This is a genomic window from Sphingomonas trueperi (assembly GCF_040545665.1).
Taxonomy (GTDB): Bacteria; Pseudomonadota; Alphaproteobacteria; order Sphingomonadales; family Sphingomonadaceae; genus Sphingomonas; species Sphingomonas trueperi_B.
This window is the reverse complement of record NZ_JBEPMH010000007.1, coordinates 12,633-32,251: the sequence shown is the minus strand read 5'-3', so window position 1 is coordinate 32,251 and position 19,619 is coordinate 12,633. Positions and strand designations below refer to the sequence as shown.

The window sequence follows — 19,619 nt, the reverse complement described above, 5'->3', positions numbered from 1 at the left end:
GGGAGAGGTGGCGGTCAGGCTGCGTGGACGCCGAAGGCGGCGTCTTCGGCGTCGGGGCCGCCATTGTTGAGATCGAGCGCGAAGCCGCTGATACGGGCCTGCTGATCGGCGACGCTGTTCGCCTTGGGCCGTGCCGCTGCCGAGCGCTTGGGCGCAGGAGCGGTGCGGGCGACCGGGCGGGCATGGCCGCTGCTGCGTTCGACGCGGAAATACGCGATACTGGCCTGGAGCTCCTCCGCCTGGGCGGCGAGTTCTTCGGACGTTGCACTGATCTGCTCGGAGGCGCCGGCATTCTGCTGGGTCACCTGGTCGAGCTGCTGGATGGCGTCGTTGATCTGGGCGGCGCCGATGTCCTGCTCGCGGCAGGCGGCGCTGATCTCGCTGACCAGCTCGGCGGTGCGTCGGATATCGGGGACGAGGCGCCCGAGCATCTCGCCGGCCTCGGCGGCGGCCTTTACCGTCTCGCCCGAGACCGAGCTGATCTCGGCAGCAGCACCCTGGCTGCGCTCGGCGAGCTTGCGCACTTCCGAGGCGACCACCGCGAAGCCGCGGCCATGCTCGCCCGCGCGCGCGGCTTCCACCGCGGCATTGAGCGCGAGCAGATCGGTCTGGCGGGCGATTTCCTGGACGATGCCGATCTTCTCGGCGATCGTCCGCATCGCACCGACTGCGCGGTCGACCGCGACGCCGCTGACTTCGGCGTCCTTGGCCGACTGGCGCGCGATCTTCTCGGTCTGGGCGGCGTTGTCGGCGTTCTGCTTGATGTTGGCGGCCATCTCTTCCATCGACGCGGAGGCCTGTTCGGCAGCCGCGGCCTGCTCGGTCGCGCCCTGCGAGACCTGCTCGGAGCTGGACGACAGTTCCTGGCTGCCGGTCGAGACGTTGGTCGCCGCGATGGTGGCATCGGAGACGACGCCGCGCAGCCGCTCGACCATCCGCACCAGCGCGTTGCCCAACGTGTCGCGCTCCGAGGCCGGCTTGTGCTGCACGGTCAGGTCGCCATCGGCGATCTTGTCCGCGACCGCGGCCGAGAGCCGCAGATTGCCGGTCATCCGGATCATCGCGTGGCCCAGCGTGTCCTTGTCCGACAGCGGCTTGTGGTCGACGCTGAGGTCGCCCGCGGCGATCCGGTCGGCCAGCGCGGCGCTGTCGCGCAGGTTGGCGGTCATCCGGTTGACGGTGTCGACCAGGTCCTTGATCTCGTCATTGGTGTTGACCGCGATGCGCTGGTCGAGATCGCCGATCGCCACGGCGTCGACTGCCTGCGCGATACGGCGGAGACCCGTCGAAACGATCCGCGCGATCCAGAAGGCGCCGCCGACGGCGAGCAGCAGCGCAAGCCCGGCCACCACGTAGAGCGTCGTCGCGGCGCTGGCGTAGAGTGCGCTGGTATCGCGATCGGCCTGCTCCATCTGCTGGCGCGACAGGGTAACGATCTGGCCGACCAGGTTGCTGATCGTCCCGGCCAGTTCGCGCGACCGGGTGATCGACAGCTTGCCCGCTTCGGCATTGCGGTTGGCCAGCGCCAGCGCGCGGACCTGGTCGTTCACCGGCACATATTCGGTGAACTTGGCCTCGACCTGCATCCACAGCGGCTTGCCGGTTTCGGTCGCGGTGCCGAGGCCCTTGGCGATCAGCGCCTGGGTTTCGCCGCGTGCCTTCATCAGATCGGCGTCGAACGCGCGGGTCTCCGCGGCGTCCTCGGTCAGCGCCATGTTCTTTTCCTGGCGCAGGATATAGCTGACCTTGGCGTCGACGCTCTGGGCGATCTCCAGCCGCTTGGCCGGGCCGGCGATCACGTCGCTAGTCGCCTGGTTGAGCAGGCCGAGGCGGCTGTTGGCAACGCCGACGACGGCGAGCAGCAGGGCGATCAGCACGGCGAAGGTGACGCCGAGCTTCATCTTGATGGTGGCACGCATGGGGTACTCCTGGAACGGGGCGGTCAGGCTGCCTGGACGCCGAAGGCGGCGTCATCGGCATCGGGGCCACCATTGCTCAGGTCGAGCGCGAAGCCGCTGACCCGGGCCTTCTGATCGGCAATGCTATTGGGCTTGGGCCGTGCCGTCGACTTGGCGGCGGGCTTGGGTGCCGGGCGGCGGGCAGGGGCCGCGCCGCGCGGCGCGGCGGTGCGCACCGAGTCGACCCGGAAATAGGCGATGCTGGCCTGGAGCTCTTCCGCCTGGGCGGCGAGTTCTTCGGACGTTGCACTGATCTGCTCGGAGGCGCCGGCATTCTGCTGGGTCACCTGGTCGAGCTGCTGGATGGCGTCGTTGATCTGGGCGGCGCCGATGTCCTGCTCGCGGCAGGCGGCGCTGATCTCGCTGACCAGCTCGGCGGTGCGTCGGATATCGGGGACGAGGCGCCCGAGCATCTCGCCGGCCTCGGCGGCGGCCTTTACCGTCTCGCCCGAGACCGAGCTGATCTCGGCAGCAGCACCCTGGCTGCGCTCGGCGAGCTTGCGCACTTCCGAGGCGACCACCGCGAAGCCGCGGCCATGCTCGCCCGCGCGCGCGGCTTCCACCGCGGCATTGAGCGCGAGCAGATCGGTCTGGCGGGCGATTTCCTGGACGATGCCGATCTTCTCGGCGATCGTGCGCATCGCACCCACGGCGCGATCGACCGCGACGCCGCTGACTTCGGCATCCTTGGCCGACTGGCGCGCGATCTTCTCGGTCTGCGCGGCGTTGTCGGCGTTCTGCTTGATGTTGGCCGCCATCTCTTCCATCGAGGCCGAGGCCTGTTCCGCGGCGGCGGCCTGCTCGGTCGCGCCCTGCGAGACCTGCTCGGCGCTGGACGACAGTTCCTGGCTGCCCGAGGAGACGTTGGTCGAGGCGACCGTCGCATCGGCGATCACGCCGCGCAGGCGATCGACCATGGCGTTCACCGTCTCGACCAGATCCTTGATCTCGTCGTTGCTCGTCACCTGCACGCGCTGGTTGAGGTCCCCCTCGGCCACCGCGGTGACTGCTGAGCCGACGCGGGCGAGGCCGGTCGAAACCGTGCGCGCGATCCACCAGGCGGCCGCAACGGCGATCAGCAGTGCCACGCCGGCGACGCTGAACAGTGCGGTATTGGCGCCGGCATAGACCGCCGCAGCTTCCTGCTCGGCGGTGCCCATCTGCTGCTTCGAGAGGCTGACGAGCTGGCCGACCGCCTGGCTCATCGCCAGCGCGAGCTCGCGCGACTTGCCCATCGACAGCGCGGCCGCCTCGGCATTCTTGTTCGCCAGGCCGAAGGTGCGCACCTGGTCGTTGGTCGGCACGAACTCGTCGAACTTGCTTTCCAGCTGCGCCCAGAGCGGGCGGCCCTGCTCCGTCGCGCCGGATACGCCCTTGGCGATCAGCTGCTGCAGCTCGCCGCGTGCCTTCATCAGGTCGGCATCGAACTTGCGCATCTGCGCGTCGTCGCTCGACATCGCCAGGTTCTTCTCCTGGCGGATGACGAAGCTCAGCTTCGCCTCGATCGTCTGGGCGAGTTCCAGCCGCTGGGCCGGGCCGCGGATCACGTCCGAGGTCGCCTGGTTGAGCACACCGAGCCGCGTGCTCGCCACGCCCACCACCACGATCAGCAGCGCGATCAACACGCCGAAGGTGATGCCCAGTTTCAGTTTGATGGTTGCGCGCATGGTCAACATTCCTCGAAGCGGGGGTGCATCGGCGACATCGGCCGTGCGGGCGGGGGGAGAAGGCGGCTCATGCCGCCGCCGCGATGGCGGCGTCGCCGAGATGGGCGGCGAAGATGGCATGTAGGTCCGGCAGGACGACGACGCCGTCGTCGCGGCGGACCAGGGTGCGGACGAACTGGCGGCGCCAGCGCATGCCGACCGCGGGTGGCTCCTCGCTCGCCGTCTCGGCGAGCGTCGCGACCTCGTGGACCTTGTCGGTGCGGATGCCGATCTGGAGCGGCTCGTCGCCGAGCGCGATCTCGATCACCACGATGCGGCTGTCGAGCGTCGTCGACTCGGCAGGTTCCATCGCGAAGGCCTGGCGCAGGTCGGCGATCGGGATGATCTTGCCGCGGAAATTGACCACGCTGTGGACCAAAGGCGCCGCGCCCGGCACGCGCGTCTCGGGCAGCAGGTCGAGGATCTCGCGGACCAGCACGGCCTCGAGCGCGAAGGTCTCGTCGCCGAGGTCGAAGGTGAGGACTTCGAGATGGCCGGTCTCGTCCCAGGGGACGGTTTGGGTGGTGCTATCCTGCATGGGCTCAACCGGCGGCACGCAGCCGCTCCTCCTGCTGCTGGCCGGCCAGCACGAGCTGGACGACGTCGAGGATCAATGCGACGCCGCCGTCGCCGAGGATGGTCGCGCCGGCAAAGGCGGCGACGTCTTGGTGCAGCGGCGACATCGACTTGATCACGGTCTGGTGGCTGCCGATGATCTGGTCGACGACCAGCCCGACGCGCTCGGCGCCGGTGGCGATGACGACGATCTTCTGGTGCGGATCGGGGCGGGTGCCGGTCTCGAACATCTCGCGCAGGCGCAGGAACGGCACCAGCCGATCGCGCAGCGTGATGAAGCTGCGGCCGCGCGAGCGCAGATCCTCCTCGAGGCTCAGCTCGAGGCATTCCTCGACCGCCGCCAGCGGGATCACGTAGCGGCCCTCGCCGACGCGGACGAGCAGGCCGTCGATGATTGCCAGCGTCAGCGGGATGCGCAGCACCACCTTGGAGCCCTCGCCGGGCGTGGAGGTGATGTCGATCGCGCCGCGCAGGCTCTCGATCGTGCGCTTGACCACGTCCATTCCGACGCCGCGGCCGGACAGGTTGGTCACCGCGGCCGCGGTCGAGAAGCCGGGGTGGAAGATCATCTGCAGCAGCTCGCTGTCGCTGAGCGCCTGCCCGGGCTGGATCAGCCCCTGCGATTCCGCCTTGGCGCGGACGCGCTCGCGGTTGATGCCGCGGCCGTCGTCCTGGATGGTGATCAGCACCTCGCCGCCGGCCTGGTGGGCCGAGAGGCGGACATGGCCGGTGGCGGGCTTGCCCGCGGCCACGCGCTCGTCCTCGGGCTCCAGCCCATGGTCGCAGGCGTTGCGGATCAGGTGGACCATCGGATCGGCCAATCGCTCGATCACGGTTTTGTCGACTTCGGTGGCCTCGCCCTCGGTGGAGAGCTCGATCGCCTTGCCGGTCTCGCGGGCGAGATCGTGGATCAGGCGGCGGAAGCGGCCGAACAGCGTGGCGACCGGCACCATGCGCAGCACCATCATCGTGTCGCGGAGTTCGCTGACCAGCCGTTCGATTTCCTCGGAGATCGAACGCAGCACCATGTCGCCGCCCTGGCCATTGGCGAGCTGCGAGAGGCGGCTGTGGACGATGACCAGCTCGCCCACCCGGTCCATCAGCTCGTCGAGCCGCTCGGCGGGGACGCGGACGCTCTCGCCGGTCTTGGTCGCGGCCTTGGCCGGGCCGCTGGCTTCGGGCGTGGCGACGGCAGCGGTGGCGACGGGCGCCTCGACGATCTCGGCGGGGGCTTCCGCTTCGCCGCCGATTTCCTCGATCACCAGCTCCATGTCGTCCATGACGAACAGGAACACGTCGTCGATATCGTCGCGCGACACGTCGCCGAACAGTTCGACGTCCCAGCCGACATGGCATTCGACCGGGTTGAGTTCGCCGAGCGGCGGCAGCCGGTCGGTGCGCGCGGTGATGGTGCACTCGCCCAGCTCGCGCAGCTCGTCGAGCAGCATCAGCGGGTTGGTGCCGTTGGCCATCGATTCGGGCGGCAGGTAGAAGGTCAGGCGCCAGCCCTTGCGCACGGGTGCCGAGGCGGCGGCGGGCGGCGCGCCGGCGGCGGCATCCACCTCGCGCTGCAGTTCGGCGAGGATCGCGGCGCCGGCGACCTCCAGCCCCGTGCCGTCGCCGTCGACCAGCGCGCGCATATGGTCCTTGGCCGAGAGGATCACTGCGACCAGCCCCTGCGTCGCGGGCGCGAGACCCTTGCGCACGCGGTCGAAGGCGGTCTCGCAGTGATGGGTGAAGCTGGCCAGCGCGTCGAACCCGAACATCGCGCCCGAGCCCTTGAGCGTGTGCAGGCCGCGGAACACCGCGTCGATCAGGTCGCGGTCGTCGAGCCGGTGGGTCAGGTCGAGCAGGCCCTGCTCGACCTGGTCGAGCAGGTCGCCGGCCTCGACCCGGAAGGCGGCGATCGGATCGCCGCCGCTCAACGGCCGAGCACCTTGCGCGACACCTTGAGCAGCTGCTCGGGGACGAAGGGCTTGACCAGCCAGCCGGTGGCGCCGGCGGCCTTGGCCTGCTGCTTCATCGCGTCATCGCTCTCGGTGGTGAGGAACAGGATCGGCGTGCCGCACTGGGAGGGATCCTTGCGCAGCTCGCGGATCATCGTCAGCCCGTCCATGTTGGGCATGTTGAGATCGGTGATGATCAGGTCGAACTTGGCGCCCTTAGCCTTGGCGAGGCCCTCGACGCCGTCGCCGGCCTCGGTGACGGCGTAGCCTGCGCCGGTCAGCGCGATCTTGATCGCCATGCGCAGGCTGGGCGAATCATCGACGGTGAGGATCGAGGCTGTCATTGGGCACGTTCTCCGTGAAACCAGAATTCGAGATCTAGGGGGGTGGGCGCGGCAAGGAAGCCGGCACGATCGAGCAGCGCGGCGACCGGCGCAGGGGCGGGGCTGCGCAGGCGAACCGCGCGACCGGCCTCCGCAGCGGCGGTGCGCAGCGCACAGAGGATCTGGACGAAGCTAAGATCAGCGTCCGTTACGTCTGCGATATCAATGGCGATCGTGCCTTCTTCTGCCAGTGCATCGATGCATTGCTGACGAAGATCGGCAGCATTCCGCATGACGGCGGAAGACGCGACGTGGAGTTCTATTTCCATTTATCCCCCGGTAAGATTTCTTAGCGCGAGCTTCATGGTCCGCACCGGCGGTCTTGGATCCAACCGCGACATGGGAATTATAGGCAAAATACCGGAGGAACGCTCTGTACCGGCGGCAAAAAATTCGCGACATCCTGCAGCCATCACGCGTCCAGTCCCTCGATATTGTCGAGAGGGGAGCACATTTTCACAGGTGAACTAGGTAGTTACACGGTGAAGGCAAAGGTTTGCAGCGCCCGCTTGTGGCGCCTCGCGATCGCTGGCGCAGGAGCGCCGAACTCGGTTGTGACCAGCATTTTCCTAGGGCTGCGACCGGCAAAAACCACATGATGCTGGCGGCAAGGTGGGAAGATCGCGGCGGTGCGATCGTAGCGCGTGGCGCGGCGTCGGCAGTCCTTGAGGCGGCACGATATACGCTCGATGGCGTTGCGTCCCTTATAGAGGCTCCGGCTGAAGCAGCTTTTACAGCGTCGATTGGCCTTGGGCGGGATGTGGGGAACAGCACCCTGCCGCTCGATGATGTCGCGGATGCGGTTGGTGTCATAGGCGCGACCGGCATGGACAATGCATCCGGCCGGCAGGCCATGCAGCAACGCCTCGTCTGCCCGACAGTCGGCTGTCTGACCCGGCGTCAGGCGAAAGGCGAGCGGCTTGCCTTGGGCGTCGTCGATGGCAGGAATCTTCGGGTTGCACCCGCCGCGGCTGATGCCGATTGCCTGGGCTAGGCCCCCTTTGCCGCCGCTGCCGTCCGATGGGCTTTCACACCTATGCTGTCGATCAGGAACTCAACCGGTCGTCTGCCGGCAGCGGCCAGTGCTTCGAACACCGGCTTCCAGACGCCCTTCTCCGACCAACGCTTATGCCGGTTGTACAGTGTCTTGTACGGACCCGAGGCGCTCGACGCGTCCTGCCAACGGCAGCCTGCCTGCAGCATGCGGACCATGCCGCTTATCACCCGACGATCGTCAACGCGCGGCACGCTTGTTTGATAACAGCGGCCGTAGTTGCTTCCACTGCTCGTCGTTCAGCCAGAACTCTCCCGGCAATTCACGCGCCGAGGGAATCCGCGTTATAGGTGCCAACCCTAAGCAAGCGGGGGAGCCCCCCGCCCAAACACTTCATGCGGCAACAAGCGCTGCCCGGCGGCGGCGAAGGATCGCACCGAACGTGCCGAAGCCGAGCAGGAACATCGCCCAGCTGGCCGGTTCCGGAACACCGGACGGCGGCGAAAAGCTGCTGGTGCCGTTATAGGTTCCGAGATGGATCTCGCCATTCAGTGTGAAGTTCCGCGCCACGATGGACCCTTCCAGGGCGCTGCTGTTCGAGACGTTCGCGTTGGGCGCCAGGATGCTGCCGTGAAAGCCCTTCAGGGACAGGCTTTCGGCCTGGTTGAAATTCCAGATCACGGATTGGTTGAGCAGCTTGCTGTTGACGTTGCCCTGCTCCACCAGGTTCGTCCCCAGGACGTTGATGATCGTGGTCATGCCGCCCGGCATGCCGTTGAACAGCAGGTCGAAATTGGCGTTCTGGTCCTCGAATGCCGCCTCCGTCATCGTGAAGACGGCGAAGCCGTTCTGCGCGCCCGAATAGTCGAGCGCATGTCCGGCCGACGTGATCGTGGCGAGCGAGGGCAAGGTCGCCAGCTGGCTCGACAAGGCCGTCAGGTTCGCCTGAAGCGCAAGCATCTGGGTCTGCAGCCCGGCGGCGACATCGTTCGCGCCACCCGCGGCGAGGCTGCTGTCCTTCACGGCGCCGTTCAGGCCGCTCACGGCCGTTCCGCCATACCGAACGACATTGTTGTTGATGTTGAACGTGCCGGTGAGGTTACCGCCGGCGAGCAGTGCCCCATTTACGCCCCCGGCGGTGTTGAAGTCGATCGACCGGACATTGCCGCCGACGCGTGCGGTCGTCCCGACGATTCCGTTGGCACCGTTCTGATAGCCAGCTTTGAGGCGGAAGGAGCCGCTCGTATTCCCGACGACGCTCAGCACGTCGAAGGACGACGTTGCCGCGCCCTGGGACGCGTTTCCGATCCCGAAATTGGTGAAGTTCGCAGCCGCGAGTTGGCCGACGAACGTCCGCCCTTCCACTTCCTGCCCGTTGGTGGTGAGGGTGTCGAACACCACTAGGTTCAACTCGCGCATCGCCTGAAGGCCCGCGGCCGGATCCGGCATCGCCAGAGCGGGAGACGCGACGAGAAGAGCCGCAATGGCGGCGACGGACAGCAGGCGCATTATACCCCCTCCTGGGACGAAAGCCGACGGGTCTGTTATGGGAGCCGGTCGCGCTTATTGACGACCTGCCGGTAGAGGAGCCTGCGAGGAAGAAGTACCCGATATTACGCGCGCTTAGGTCCCGCGATGAGACGCGCGGTACACTGCGCTTGAGGACGTGGTTGCGATCCAGCGAGATTGCCGTTCGTCGGCTGTCGCTAGTCGACCGGTGCGATGGCTACCTGAATCCACTGAAGCAGTTTGGCGGCAAGCGCGAGGATTCAGCTTGAGAAGCGACGGATGGTAGCGCGGAACAATGCGCGGTCGGCGCGCGAGAAATAGAGCCAGATTCGCCCGTCCTGCAGAACCACCGACGCGGCGAAGGCGATGTCTGTATCCATCCTATTTGGCGATGGGGGCGGCGCAATCAGCGGTTCGACGCAGCGGTCCGTGATGCGCGTATATTCCGAATCGAACGCGATCCATCCGATCCGCCAGCGAGCATCCTGGGTCGCGCCATTGTAGAACATTACCGGCTGTGCCTTGTCGTCGGTGAGCAGCGGGCCGGTGGAAAGATGGAAGTCGTCCCCTGCATCGCTGCGGGGTACGAACGGCTGTCGGTCATGATGCCAGGGGCCTTCGACGCCCGGCGCAGTGGCGAGGCCGATCAGCGAGGCATCGTGCGCGGCATATTCGTAGAACAGCCGCCATCCGCCTTGCTCGGTACGATCGACGGTCGCCTCCTTCACATTCCCCTACGACGGGGTGGAGCCCATGGCTACCCCACGCTTGTCCAGCCGATTCATGCTCGGCCCGGTGGCATAGAGCAGCTCGCCATGCGCATGCGGCGCGTCTACGCCCGTATAATAGACCACATAGCTGCCATCCGGCAGCGCGACGACCGTGGGGTCCTCGCAACCGCCGGCATCCTCGGCGGCCGGGCCCGGGACGAGCGCTGGCGTTTCGGTGGCGGTGTAGGTCAGGCCATCCTTGCTGGTGGCGTACCAGATCGTACCGGTGTTGCCTTCCTCGTCCATCTTCGGCACCGCGCGGACCATCATCGCATAGGGGTGCTGTCCGCGAATCTTCCAGACATAGGGGCTCATCAGGTCCCGCTGCGTCACCGCATCGGGTCCGTGCAGGACTACGGGTTCGATCTTTTCCACGTTGAAGTCGAGCTGCGCCATCTCAGGCCCCCAAGGCTTGTTCGAGGACCAGTCCGCCGTCGATGGTGACGATCGCACCCGTGAAATACTGGGCTTGCCTGGAGCACAGGTAGACAGCGAGATCGGCAACTTCGTCAGGGCGGCCGGCACGCCCCCAGGGGATGTGCTTCTCGGCCTCGGCGCGATACGACGGATCGCGCTTGGCCTTTGCGTTCATCGGCGTCAGGATCATGCCGGGCGCGATCGCATTCACGCCGATGCCGAGCGGCGCACATTCGATCGCCATTGTTCTGGTGAGATTGTCGAGCCCCGCCTTGGCGGCGCAATAGTCCGCACCGCCCTCCCGCACGGCAGTGGAATGAATGGAGCTGATATTGACGATGCGGCCCGGTTGCCCAGCGTCGCGCAACCCGCGTACCAATGCCCGAGAGGTGAGGAAGGCGCCGGTCAGATCGGTGCTGATAGTTTGGCGCCAATGGTCTAGATCCATGTCGACGACCGCGACGTACTGCATGTTCACGCCTGCAGAGTTCACGAGAAGGTCAACCAGGCCGAGCTCTTCCTCGACGCTGGCAAAGACGCCAGCTACCTGATCCTCGTTTCCCACATTGGCCTGAAAGGCGATCACGCGCCGACCCGCGGTCCGCACCGTGTCGCAAACGCCTTCCGCCGCCACTGCGTCCTGGTGGTACAAGATGGCGACATCCGCACGTGCCGCCGCCAGCGCTGTCGCGCACGCAGCGCCGATGCCCGACTCTCCACCCGTTACCAGCGCGACGCGGCCTTCAAGTACCTGCATGTGACCCTCCGATCAGATGCGTCAACGAGGATAGAGTCCAGAGGTTCACGCGGCGAATGCACGCGGCTTGCACCGCCCCATGCTTGGGGTTCGTGCCGCCACGCGCTAGGAATGCAGGCTGCAATATGTCATGAGGAAGAGGCCGCGATGTACGACAATCTGCTGAGCCGTCGGGCCTTGCTCGGGGGCGCCGCGATGACGGTGGCATCCGCTGCTCCCGTGCCTGCGTTTGCCGCGCGACGGGCCTCCGGGCGGACAGGCCTGGAGCATGGCACGATCCGCGCGATGGGCGTCGAGGCGGTGCAAACGGCCTATAAAGGCCGCGCCGCTCTGCGGGCCATCGCCTTGGAGGATGTCTCGGGTCCTGACCGACTGGTGATGCTGGACACGCCGGCCTTTGGCGACGGCGTCCTCGAAGCCTGGATCAGCGGCGCCCCCATGGCCGCGGCAAGTGCCACGGCGCGAGGGTTCGTCGGGCTGGCCTTCCGTGTGCAGGACGGAGCCAGGCTGGAAGCCATCTATCTGCGCCCGACCAACGGCAGGGCCGACGACCAGCTGCGCCGCAACCATGCCGTCCAGTACATCTCGCACCCCGGCTATCCGTGGGAGCGACTGCGCGCCGAAACCCCTGGCAAGTACGAGACCTATGTCGATCTCGAGCCGGGTCGGTGGACGCGGGTGCGTATCGTCGTGGCGGGAACCCATGCCCGTCTCTATGTCGATGGCGCAGAACAGCCGACCCTGATCGTCGACGATCTCAAGCACGGGGCCGGAGTGAAGGGCGCCGTGGCACTCTGGGTCGGTCCGGGGACGGAAGCGCATTTCAGCGAGGTGAAGGTCCGCGGATCAGCGGGCATTTGAAGGGGGCGAAAAGGGTCAGTAGCCGCCGCATGTGGAAGCGCGGCATACCAGACCGCGTATATCCTGCTGCTTACTGGCGTGCGGCCGCCGTGCCACGATTGACAGATCCTTCGGTTGCCCGCAGGCGCATCGTTCGGACACCGCTCCTGAACCGGCAAGCGCACCGCCGCCGCTGCCCGACGAGGAAGAAAAGCATGTCGCCGTCCGCTGCAACCCACATCACCTTCGGCCGTACCGCCCCCGGAATCTGCGTACGGGACCTCAAGGTCGCACACGACTTCTACGTGCGCGTGCTTGGCTTCACCAAGGTGTTCGAGAACGGAGATCCCGTCGGCTTCATGGTGCTGAAGAAAGATGCTGCCGAGATCCATCTCAGCCGGAAGCCCGATCACAAACCCTCGACGGTCAACGTGATGCACATGTTCGTCAGCGATGCCGCGGCTCTGTATGCATTGTGCGAAGCGGCGGGGGTGCGGATCATCAAGCGGTTGGCAGACAAGGCATATGGCCAGCGCGCCTTCGTCTTCGCCGACCCCGATGGAAACCGGATCGATGTTGGCGAACGCCTTGCCTGATCCTGCCTGGCGAGGCTGCCGCCTGGTGGGAAGTAGCGAAACCGCCTGCTGCTACGTGCCGAAGTCGATGATCATGCCGTCCAGCGGTAGCTGGCCGCTTCGAGGGCTACGTACGCCCGTCTTTGGATCCATCACGCTGTAGTGGTCGATGACATAGGGCAGCCCTTCGCCCGCCAAGGTTTCGCGCGCGTCGGTGACCTCCAGATGGACATGTGGCTCGCGAGCATCCCCGGATGCGCCGATCGCGCCGATCACCTGTCCCTTTCGCACGTGATCGCCCACCCGGACCCGGAAGCTGCCGGTCTTCAGATGGAAATAATGGGCATATTGCCCATCTCCCAGATCGAGCACGATCAGATTGCCACCCACATTGTCGATCGTGATCGGCTCGGCAGGGTGGAAGTCCGCGCCGTGCCCGGCAGGATTGTCGGGATGGCCGTCCTCGGCGCGCACCACCTTGGCGTCGCCCACCGCAAGCAGCGGTCGACCATAGGCAAAGTAGGAGGCGGCGGCGTGCGCGTCGCCGCTATAGGATTGGCCGTTCCTGATCACCTTCCAGTCGATCGCGAGGCGTCGCGAGTCGGTCAGCGATCCGTTGCTGATGAAGAGGCCGCGACGATGATGGTTGTCAGGGTCGCTGCCCGGGCCGTCCGCTGCGATCCAATCGCCCCCCGCGACTGGCCGCCCGAGTAGCTTCACGGCACGACGCACCGGGATCGCTGCCATGACGATCGTGCCGTCGCCGATCGAAATACGGTGGACGAGATGCCGGGGCACCGCCTGCCCTTCCCGAATCTTGACCTCGACGAAGACGATCTGGGTGCCCCCCGCGGGAATCGGCATCAGCGCCGCGCGATCTTCGTGACCAACCGTGCGCGTGAGCGCCGCCAGTGCCTCCGCAGAAAAGCTGGCAAGCGGCGCTGCCGCCGGGGCGTCGCCATTGATCACGTCGAGACGTCGCAATGGGATAGGCGACCCCGAGAAATTTGTCAGGTGCACCTCGTAGAACAGGTGTTGCGCGCCTTCGGACGGAAAAGCGCTGGGAGCGTGAGGTACCATCGCGCTGACTTGGATGGGCCATGGAGCAGCGCCTTCCAAAACGGTTCGCTGCGACATTGCCGACGGGCCGCCAAGCGTCGTAGCGGCTGTCAGGCAAGCAAGCCAGAACGCGAGTGAAGAGCGCAAACGAGACCTCCCGCATGTGTATTGTTCAAATAGCACACATGGGAGGTTCAACTTCAATTTCGTTCAGACTCCCCCGCTTCCACCTGCTCGCTGATCGTTCGATCACGCGCCTTCGCGCAAAATGCAGCCCAGTCGCGCATGAGCAGCCTTCGCTTGTCGAGGAAGTCTGTCCGGCGGTAGGCGGCCTAGACCTTGTTCGAGACCGTGTGGGCAAGCGGCGCTTCTGCGATCTCGCCCGAATAGTCCGTCTGCTCCGCCACCCAATCGCAAAAAGCCGAGCGGAACCCGTGCACGGTCACCGCGAGATCCATGTCCCGTAGGATCTTGAGGAGTGTCATGTCCGAGAGCGGCTTCTTCACGGTCTGACCGGGGAACACCAAGTCGCTAGCCCCAGCCTTGAACTTCTTGGCGCGCTCGAACACGGCCACCGCTTGGGGGGCGAGAGGCACAACGTGTACTCGCCCCATTTTCATCCGTTCGGCCGGGACCGTCCACAACGCTGCTTTCAGGTCGAGTTCCGACCAGGTTGCTCCCCGAATTTCGCCTGATCGCGCCGCTGTGAGGATCAGCGCCTCCAACGCGACGCGGCCCACCGATTCACGTGCGCCCACTTTCTCAATGAAATCCGGCACCGAGGCATAAGGAAGAGCCGCGAAATGGTTGTCTTTCTTGGGCTAGCGAGGCAGCCCCTTGGACAGCGAACGCATCGGCGCTTCGGTTGCGCGAAACCCGCGTGCATACGACCAGTCGAGAACCGTGCCGATGCGCTGCCGGACGCGGCGCGCAGTTTCCGGCTTCGAAAGCCAGATCGGCGCCAGCACATCCCGGATCAGCGGCCCTTCGATTTCGCTGACCAATCGGTCACCCATCTTGGGGAAGGCGTAAGTCTTCAGCGTCGCGATCCACTGGTTCTGATGCTTGCCATTCTTCCAAGCCTTCTCGTGTTCCTCATGGACCATTTCGGCAACTCGTCGGAACGTCGGAATGACCTGCCGCTGCTGCTTCCGTTCAGCGACAGGGTCGATGCCCTGCGCGATCTTCTGGCGAGTAGCGAAAGCGGCTTCCCGGGCCTCTTTGATAGAAACGACCTTCGAGGAGCCCAGCCCGATATCCTGGCGCTTCCCATTATTCTGGACCCGGAGGATCCAGCGGGCTGCTCCCTTGCCATTGATTTCGAGAAACAGGCCATCCCCGTCGGAATAGCGACCGGGTTCGGGCAGTGACCGGATCTTGAGCGCAGTGAGCTTTCCCATGCCACCTCCACCTCCACCTCATTCTTCCCCACACTTTTCCCCACACTTCGCGTGAGATCGTGTCGGATCGAGTGAAACGCAGCGGAACGAAAAAACCGCTGATTTCTGCGGATTTTTAGCAGTTTTAGGGGGGGTGGGGAGCCCCAAAAAGGGCGCAGGTGGCGGAGCGGGAGGGATTCGAACCCTCGATACGCTTTTGGCGTATACTCACTTTCCAGGCGAGCGCCTTCGACCACTCGGCCACCGCTCCGCAGGATACCTGGAAGGCGCGGCCCTACCGTTCCTTGGGCGGCTAGGCAAGCGTGCGTTGGCGTGCCAAGCTCCCACCATGGCAAAAACCCTGCTCGTCCTCGCCGCGACCCTCGCCGCCGCGCCGCTCGCCGCCCAGAATGCCCCGCAGACCGCAGCGCCGCCGCGTCCCGCCGCCTCGGCGGCCGAACCTGCCCCCGAAGACTGGCACGACATTCCCGACGACGAGATCCTGCTGATCCAGCTGGCCAGCGGCAAGCAGGTCGCGATCCGCCTCGCCGCGCGGTTCGCGCCCGCGCACGTCGCCAATATCCGCAAGCTCGCCGCGGCGCGCTGGTGGGACGGCGAGAGCGTCTACCGCGTGCAGGAGAACTGGGTCGCGCAATGGGGCGATCCGACCGAGAAGAAGCCGCTGCCGTCCGAGCTGATCACCCGCCCGCCCGCCGAGTTCGAGATCGGTGCTTTCACCCCCGCCCAGCGGCTCTCCAACCCTGATTCCTATGCGACCGCGACCGGCGTCACCGCCGACGGCTGGCCGATCGCCAGCGACGGCAAGGCGGCATGGCTCACCCATTGCTACGGCATGGTCGGCGTTGCGCGCGACCAGCTGCCCGATACCGGCACCGGATCGGAGCTGTTCACCCCGATCGGCCAGTCGGCGCGGCGGCTAGACCGCAATTACACGGTGGTCGGGCGCATCATCGAGGGGATGCAATATCTCTCGGCGCTGCCGCGCAGCGACGCGGCGATGGGCGTCTATGCGACCGCAGCCGAGCGTACCGGCATCGCCTGGGTGCGGCTCGCCAGCCAACTGCCGCCCGACGAGCGGCCCCACTTCCAGGTCCGCGCGACCGACAATCCGCGCTACGCGGCAATGCTGGCGCTCCGCGAGAACCCTGCCCCGCCGACGGTGGCGACGGGGCTCAACGTCTGCGACCTGCCGGCAGCCATTCGCCGCCGGCCCTGATCGCTTACTTGCCGACCCAGTCGGAGACTTCGGCGGCGACCTGGTTGGCGGCCTGGTTGAGTGCCGGGCCGATGGCGGCGGTGGTCACGGCGGTGATCGGCACGTGCGCCTCGAAGCGGCGACGCTCGAACGCCTGGGTGCCCTCGCGGCCGAGCGACGCGTCGAACACCACCACGGCTTCCATCTTGGTTGCATCGACGCCGAAGCTGCGCACGTCGCCGCCCAGGCTGGCGCTGGGCGTGCTCAGCGACTGGCGGCGGCTGAGCACGATGCGCCCGGTCCGCGCGGCGATGGTATCGGCGAGCAGGCGGCCGAACAGGCTGGCGGGCCCTTCGACCCACTGCGCATCCTTCACATAGGCGATCGTGGTGCCGCCGGGGCCCGAATGGACCGGCACCCGCGTCGTCGCCAGTTCCTGCGGCGCGTTGACCGGGCCGATCGACACGGCCTTGACCGTGCCCGACTGCTGGACCTCGCCCGCCGGCAGCACCGCCGCCGGCTGCAACGTGAGCAGCGAGGCGGGCGGCTTGGCGGCGAAGGAGATGCAGCCGGAAAGCGATGCGGCGGCGAGCAGCGCGGCGATGGCGGACTTGTTCATCCGGAACCTCACTTCTTCGGCTTGTAGGTGGGCAGCGCGGGCGCGCCGATCAGGCTGGAGGCTCCGCCCTGATCGAGCTTGTGCGCGACATTGGTGAGCGCGATCGACATCTCGCGCAGATCCTGCACGAGTTGGCCGACCTCGGGCATGGTCTTGTTGGAGAAGGCCTGGATCCCCGGCCGGGCATCACTGATCGTCGCATCCAATGTCTCGACGCTCTTGCGCGCCGAGGTGATGGTGGCGTTGAGATTGGCGATGGTCGGCTTGATGTCGCTCGTCACCAGGCCGTCGGTCGTGGCGGCGAGCTGGCCGATCTGCTGCGCAGCGGCGCCGGCCTGCTGGATCGCGATGCGGGTTTCGGCCAGCGTCGCGGCGATCTCCGGCCCGCGATCGGCGAGCGACTTGGTCAGCCGGTTGGTGTTGGCGAGGATGCCCGAGATCGAGGCCTGGTTCTTCTCGTCGAGCAGGTCGGAGACGCGCTCGGTGAGCGTGGTCAGCCGCTCGAGCAGCTTCGGCGCCGAGCTGAGCAGCGCGCCGAGGCCGCCGGCCTTGGTCGGGATCACCGGCACGCCCAGCGGGCAGGTCGCGCGCGGATTGTCCTTGGGGCATTCGATCGGCGGCTGGCCCTTCACCGCGCCGTCCAGCTGCACGGTGCTGGGGCCGGTAAAGCTGCCCTGGATCGTCGCGTTGGTGCCCTCGAGGATCGGCACGTCGGGCTGCACGCTGATGCGCACGCGCACAAGGCTGGGGTCCGGACGCCAGAACTGGATGTCCTTCACCGTGCCGGCGGGCACGCCCGAGAAGCTCACCGACGAACCGCGGCTGAGGCCGTCGACCGACTGTTTGAAGAAGATGTCGTACTGCCGCTCGTCGCCGCCGCCCAGCCGCGACAGCCAGACGATGAACAGGCACAGCACGGCGAGCAGGATCAGCACCACCGCGCCGACCAGCACATGATTGGAACGCGTTTCCATCAGCCCCTCTTATCCTCATGCACGCGCCGGTTCGGGCCCGCGACCGCAGCGCGGCCGCGCGGTCCGTTGAAATATTCCTGGATCCACGGATGGTCCAACGCCAGCAGTTCCGGAATCGTGCCCACCGCGATCACCCGCTTGTCCGCCAGCACCGCGACGCGGTCGCAGATCGCATAGAGTGTATCCAGATCATGGGTGATCAGGAACACGGTGAGCCCCAGCGTCTTCTGGAGCGACGCGGTCAGCTCGTCGAACGCCGCCGCGCCGATCGGATCGAGCCCGGCGGTCGGCTCGTCGAGGAACAGCAGCTCCGGATCGAGCGCCAGCGCGCGGGCCAGGCCTGCGCGCTTCTTCATGCCGCCCGAAAGCTCGGCCGGATATTTGGGACCGGCCTCGGCGGGCAGGCCGGTCATCACCACCTTGTAGGCGGCGATTTCCTCGAGCAGCGCCTGGTCGAGCCCCGGATAATATTCCTTGAGCGGCACCTGGACGTTTTCGGACACGGTGAGCGTCGAGAACAGCGCGCCGCCCTGGAACAGGATGCCCCAGCGCTTGCGGATGTCGATCGCGTCGGTTTCCTCGCGGCCGATCGTGTTCTCGCCGAACACCTCCACCGTGCCGTCCATCGGGGTCTGCAGGCCGATGATCGAGCGCATCAGCACCGACTTGCCGGTGCCCGAACCGCCGACCACGCCGAGGATCTCGCCCCGGCGCACATCGAGGTCGAGGCCGTCATGGACGATCTGCTCGCCGAAGCCGTTGCGCAGGCCGCGGACGCGGATGATGATTTCGCGGTCGTCGTCGCGTGCAGCGTCGGTCATGTCCAGCCCACATTGGTGAAGAACACCGCGAAGAAGGCGTCGAGCACGATCACCAGGAAGATCGCCTGGACCACCGCGGTGGTGGTGCGCTGGCCGACCTGCTCGGCATCGCCTTCCACCTGCATGCCGTGGAAGCAGCCGGCCATGGCGATGATCGCGCCGAACACCGGCGCCTTGACCAGCCCGACCCACAGATCGGTGAGCGGCACCACTTCGCGGATGCGCTGGATGAAGGTGACCGGCGTGATGCCGAGGTCCACCCAGCAGAGCAGCCCGCCGCCGAGGATCGAGATGATCGAGGCGTAGAAACCGAGCAGCGGCAGCATGAACACCACCGCGAAGACGCGCGGCAGCACCAGCGCCTCCATCGGCGAGACGCCGATCGTGCGCATCGCGTCGATCTCTTCGGTGAGCTTCATCGTGCCGATCTGCGCGGCGAAGGCCGATCCCGAACGGCCGGCGATCATGATCGCGGTCATCAGGATGCCGAGCTCGCGCAGCGTCAGCCGTCCGAGCAGGTTGATCGTGTAGATCTCGGCGCCGAACTGGCGCAGCTGCACCGATCCCTGCTGGGCGATGACGATGCCGATCAGGAAGCTCATTAGCCCGATGATGCCGAGCGCGCCGACGCCGACCACCTCGAAGCGCTGCACCGTCGCGTTGAAGCGGAAGCGGCGCGGATGGGTGATGACGTGCCAGAAGGCGAGCACCGTCGCGCCCATGAAGCCGAGCAGGCCGTAGAGCGTCCGGCCCGAGTTGATCACCGCCTTGCCGATCTCGTCGAGCGCGCGGGTGACCGACCCTTGCGGCGGCGGCGGCAGCTGGATGGGATGTTCGGCGGCGATCACCTGGTCGAGCAGATGCTGCTCGTCGGCGTTCAGCCCCTCGATCTTGGCGCCGCGATCGCGGGCGAAGCGGTGGACCACCCAGGCGCCGACCGTATCCATCCGGCCGACGTCGCTGAGGTCGAGGCGGGCGACGCCGCCCTCCACCGTTTCCAGCCGCGCGGGCAGGTCGCCCAGGCAGGCAAGCGAAAGATTGCCGGAGAAGCGGAGCACCGCCTCACCGTTGTCCTCGGACCGTTCAAAGTCGGCGGGTGCCCTCATCGAAACCCCCTTTC

The 19,619-nt window shown here is 66.6% G+C and carries 20 protein-coding genes, 1 tRNA gene and 1 pseudogene; 3 read left to right on the top strand and 19 right to left on the bottom strand.

Going from position 1 to position 19,619, the window contains the following annotated elements:
- Positions 1-14: 14 nt before the first annotated feature.
- The 11 genes and pseudogenes from ABIC65_RS19455 to ABIC65_RS19405 form a co-directional block, all read right to left on the bottom strand.
- Positions 15-1,919, bottom strand: a complete 1,905-nt coding sequence (locus ABIC65_RS19455; protein ID WP_354310920.1) for a methyl-accepting chemotaxis protein — start codon at positions 1,917-1,919, stop codon at positions 15-17.
- A gap of 23 nt (positions 1,920-1,942) precedes the next feature.
- Positions 1,943-3,625 carry a methyl-accepting chemotaxis protein gene (locus tag ABIC65_RS19450; protein WP_354310919.1) on the bottom strand — a complete coding sequence of 561 codons (1,683 nt, stop codon included), beginning with the start codon at positions 3,623-3,625 and terminating at the stop codon, positions 1,943-1,945.
- Positions 3,626-3,692: 67 nt separating this feature from the next.
- Entirely contained in the window at positions 3,693-4,202 is a 510-nt protein-coding gene (locus ABIC65_RS19445; RefSeq protein WP_354310917.1) for a chemotaxis protein CheW, read from the bottom strand.
- 4 nt (positions 4,203-4,206) lie between these two features.
- A complete protein-coding gene (locus tag ABIC65_RS19440; RefSeq protein ID WP_354310916.1) occupies positions 4,207-6,165 on the bottom strand; it encodes a chemotaxis protein CheA in 1,959 nt (652 codons plus the stop codon).
- Entirely contained in the window at positions 6,162-6,530 is a 369-nt protein-coding gene (locus ABIC65_RS19435) for a response regulator (RefSeq protein ID WP_354310914.1), read from the bottom strand. The genes ABIC65_RS19440 and ABIC65_RS19435 overlap by 4 nt, the downstream gene beginning before the upstream one ends.
- Complete coding sequence (locus ABIC65_RS19430) at positions 6,527-6,838, bottom strand: STAS domain-containing protein (RefSeq protein WP_354310913.1); 312 nt, start codon at positions 6,836-6,838, stop codon at positions 6,527-6,529. Before ABIC65_RS19430 ends, ABIC65_RS19435 begins: the two co-directional genes overlap by 4 nt.
- A 353-nt stretch (positions 6,839-7,191) precedes the next feature.
- A pseudogene (locus ABIC65_RS19425) lies at positions 7,192-7,884 on the bottom strand (IS5 family transposase); the annotation flags it as partial.
- Positions 7,885-7,956: 72 nt separating this feature from the next.
- Complete coding sequence (locus ABIC65_RS19420) at positions 7,957-9,072, bottom strand: collagen-binding domain-containing protein (RefSeq protein ID WP_354310911.1); 1,116 nt, start codon at positions 9,070-9,072, stop codon at positions 7,957-7,959.
- A gap of 260 nt (positions 9,073-9,332) precedes the next feature.
- Positions 9,333-9,800 (bottom strand): hypothetical protein, encoded by a 468-nt coding sequence (locus tag ABIC65_RS19415; RefSeq protein WP_354310910.1) that lies wholly within the window; start codon positions 9,798-9,800, stop codon positions 9,333-9,335.
- A gap of 6 nt (positions 9,801-9,806) precedes the next feature.
- Positions 9,807-10,238: a hypothetical protein gene (locus ABIC65_RS19410; protein ID WP_354310908.1), complete on the bottom strand. Its 432-nt coding sequence runs from the start codon at positions 10,236-10,238 to the stop codon at positions 9,807-9,809.
- 1 nt (position 10,239) lies between these two features.
- Positions 10,240-11,016, bottom strand: coding sequence for an SDR family NAD(P)-dependent oxidoreductase (locus ABIC65_RS19405; RefSeq protein ID WP_354310907.1), 777 nt, complete (start codon positions 11,014-11,016; stop codon positions 10,240-10,242).
- Between the two features lie 147 nt (positions 11,017-11,163).
- On the opposite strand from ABIC65_RS19405, the gene ABIC65_RS19400 reads away from it, so the two are divergent.
- Positions 11,164-11,877: a hypothetical protein gene (locus ABIC65_RS19400; RefSeq protein ID WP_354310905.1), complete on the top strand. Its 714-nt coding sequence runs from the start codon at positions 11,164-11,166 to the stop codon at positions 11,875-11,877.
- Between the two features lie 194 nt (positions 11,878-12,071).
- Positions 12,072-12,452: a VOC family protein gene (locus ABIC65_RS19395; RefSeq protein ID WP_354310903.1), complete on the top strand. Its 381-nt coding sequence runs from the start codon at positions 12,072-12,074 to the stop codon at positions 12,450-12,452.
- Between the two features lie 51 nt (positions 12,453-12,503).
- On the opposite strand, the gene ABIC65_RS19390 is transcribed toward ABIC65_RS19395, so the two are convergent.
- From ABIC65_RS19390 to ABIC65_RS19375, 4 genes are all read right to left on the bottom strand, one after another.
- Positions 12,504-13,568 (bottom strand): M23 family metallopeptidase, encoded by a 1,065-nt coding sequence (locus ABIC65_RS19390; RefSeq protein ID WP_354310902.1) that lies wholly within the window; start codon positions 13,566-13,568, stop codon positions 12,504-12,506.
- Between the two features lie 254 nt (positions 13,569-13,822).
- Positions 13,823-14,269: a tyrosine-type recombinase/integrase gene (locus ABIC65_RS19385; protein ID WP_354310901.1), complete on the bottom strand. Its 447-nt coding sequence runs from the start codon at positions 14,267-14,269 to the stop codon at positions 13,823-13,825.
- A 42-nt stretch (positions 14,270-14,311) separates the two neighbouring features.
- Positions 14,312-14,890: a tyrosine-type recombinase/integrase gene (locus ABIC65_RS19380; protein ID WP_354310900.1), complete on the bottom strand. Its 579-nt coding sequence runs from the start codon at positions 14,888-14,890 to the stop codon at positions 14,312-14,314.
- 159 nt (positions 14,891-15,049) lie between these two features.
- Positions 15,050-15,140: transfer RNA gene (locus tag ABIC65_RS19375), tRNA-Ser, on the bottom strand.
- A 78-nt stretch (positions 15,141-15,218) separates the two neighbouring features.
- Between ABIC65_RS19375 and ABIC65_RS19370 the strand changes: the two genes are divergently transcribed.
- Entirely contained in the window at positions 15,219-16,106 is an 888-nt protein-coding gene (locus tag ABIC65_RS19370; RefSeq protein ID WP_354310899.1) for a peptidylprolyl isomerase, read from the top strand.
- A gap of 4 nt (positions 16,107-16,110) precedes the next feature.
- On the opposite strand, the gene ABIC65_RS19365 is transcribed toward ABIC65_RS19370, so the two are convergent.
- Genes ABIC65_RS19365 through ABIC65_RS19350 form a run of 4 tightly spaced genes read right to left on the bottom strand, consistent with a single transcriptional unit; the run spans position 16,111 to position 19,605 of the window.
- The gene (locus ABIC65_RS19365; protein WP_354310898.1) at positions 16,111-16,704 is read right to left on the bottom strand and encodes an ABC-type transport auxiliary lipoprotein family protein; all 594 of its coding nucleotides are present in this window, start codon (positions 16,702-16,704) and stop codon (positions 16,111-16,113) included.
- A gap of 8 nt (positions 16,705-16,712) precedes the next feature.
- Positions 16,713-17,678: an MlaD family protein gene (locus ABIC65_RS19360; RefSeq protein WP_354310897.1), complete on the bottom strand. Its 966-nt coding sequence runs from the start codon at positions 17,676-17,678 to the stop codon at positions 16,713-16,715.
- The gene (locus tag ABIC65_RS19355) at positions 17,678-18,499 is read right to left on the bottom strand and encodes an ABC transporter ATP-binding protein (RefSeq protein ID WP_354310896.1); all 822 of its coding nucleotides are present in this window, start codon (positions 18,497-18,499) and stop codon (positions 17,678-17,680) included. The genes ABIC65_RS19360 and ABIC65_RS19355 overlap by 1 nt, the downstream gene beginning before the upstream one ends.
- A complete protein-coding gene (locus tag ABIC65_RS19350; RefSeq protein ID WP_354310895.1) occupies positions 18,496-19,605 on the bottom strand; it encodes an ABC transporter permease in 1,110 nt (369 codons plus the stop codon). Before ABIC65_RS19350 ends, ABIC65_RS19355 begins: the two co-directional genes overlap by 4 nt.
- Positions 19,606-19,619 lie beyond the last annotated feature (14 nt).

Excerpts from the sequence above, each read along its gene's own strand:
- ABIC65_RS19455 (WP_354310920.1), bottom strand. The coding sequence starts at position 1,919 with ATGCGTGCCACCATCAAGATGAAGCTCGGCGTCACCTTCGCCGTGCTG.
- ABIC65_RS19450 (WP_354310919.1), bottom strand. The coding sequence starts at position 3,625 with ATGCGCGCAACCATCAAACTGAAACTGGGCATCACCTTCGGCGTGTTG.
- ABIC65_RS19445 (WP_354310917.1), bottom strand. The coding sequence starts at position 4,202 with ATGCAGGATAGCACCACCCAAACCGTCCCCTGGGACGAGACCGGCCAT.
- ABIC65_RS19435 (WP_354310914.1), bottom strand. The coding sequence starts at position 6,530 with ATGACAGCCTCGATCCTCACCGTCGATGATTCGCCCAGCCTGCGCATG.
- ABIC65_RS19430 (WP_354310913.1), bottom strand. The coding sequence starts at position 6,838 with ATGGAAATAGAACTCCACGTCGCGTCTTCCGCCGTCATGCGGAATGCT.
- ABIC65_RS19420 (WP_354310911.1), bottom strand. The coding sequence starts at position 9,072 with ATGCGCCTGCTGTCCGTCGCCGCCATTGCGGCTCTTCTCGTCGCGTCT.
- ABIC65_RS19410 (WP_354310908.1), bottom strand. The coding sequence starts at position 10,238 with ATGGCGCAGCTCGACTTCAACGTGGAAAAGATCGAACCCGTAGTCCTG.
- ABIC65_RS19405 (WP_354310907.1), bottom strand. The coding sequence starts at position 11,016 with ATGCAGGTACTTGAAGGCCGCGTCGCGCTGGTAACGGGTGGAGAGTCG.
- ABIC65_RS19400 (WP_354310905.1), top strand. The coding sequence starts at position 11,164 with ATGTACGACAATCTGCTGAGCCGTCGGGCCTTGCTCGGGGGCGCCGCG.
- ABIC65_RS19395 (WP_354310903.1), top strand. The coding sequence starts at position 12,072 with ATGTCGCCGTCCGCTGCAACCCACATCACCTTCGGCCGTACCGCCCCC.
- ABIC65_RS19390 (WP_354310902.1), bottom strand. The coding sequence starts at position 13,568 with ATGTCGCAGCGAACCGTTTTGGAAGGCGCTGCTCCATGGCCCATCCAA.
- ABIC65_RS19380 (WP_354310900.1), bottom strand. The coding sequence starts at position 14,890 with ATGGGAAAGCTCACTGCGCTCAAGATCCGGTCACTGCCCGAACCCGGT.
- ABIC65_RS19370 (WP_354310899.1), top strand. The coding sequence starts at position 15,219 with ATGGCAAAAACCCTGCTCGTCCTCGCCGCGACCCTCGCCGCCGCGCCG.
- ABIC65_RS19365 (WP_354310898.1), bottom strand. The coding sequence starts at position 16,704 with ATGAACAAGTCCGCCATCGCCGCGCTGCTCGCCGCCGCATCGCTTTCC.
- ABIC65_RS19360 (WP_354310897.1), bottom strand. The coding sequence starts at position 17,678 with ATGGAAACGCGTTCCAATCATGTGCTGGTCGGCGCGGTGGTGCTGATC.
- ABIC65_RS19355 (WP_354310896.1), bottom strand. The coding sequence starts at position 18,499 with ATGACCGACGCTGCACGCGACGACGACCGCGAAATCATCATCCGCGTC.
- ABIC65_RS19350 (WP_354310895.1), bottom strand. The coding sequence starts at position 19,605 with ATGAGGGCACCCGCCGACTTTGAACGGTCCGAGGACAACGGTGAGGCG.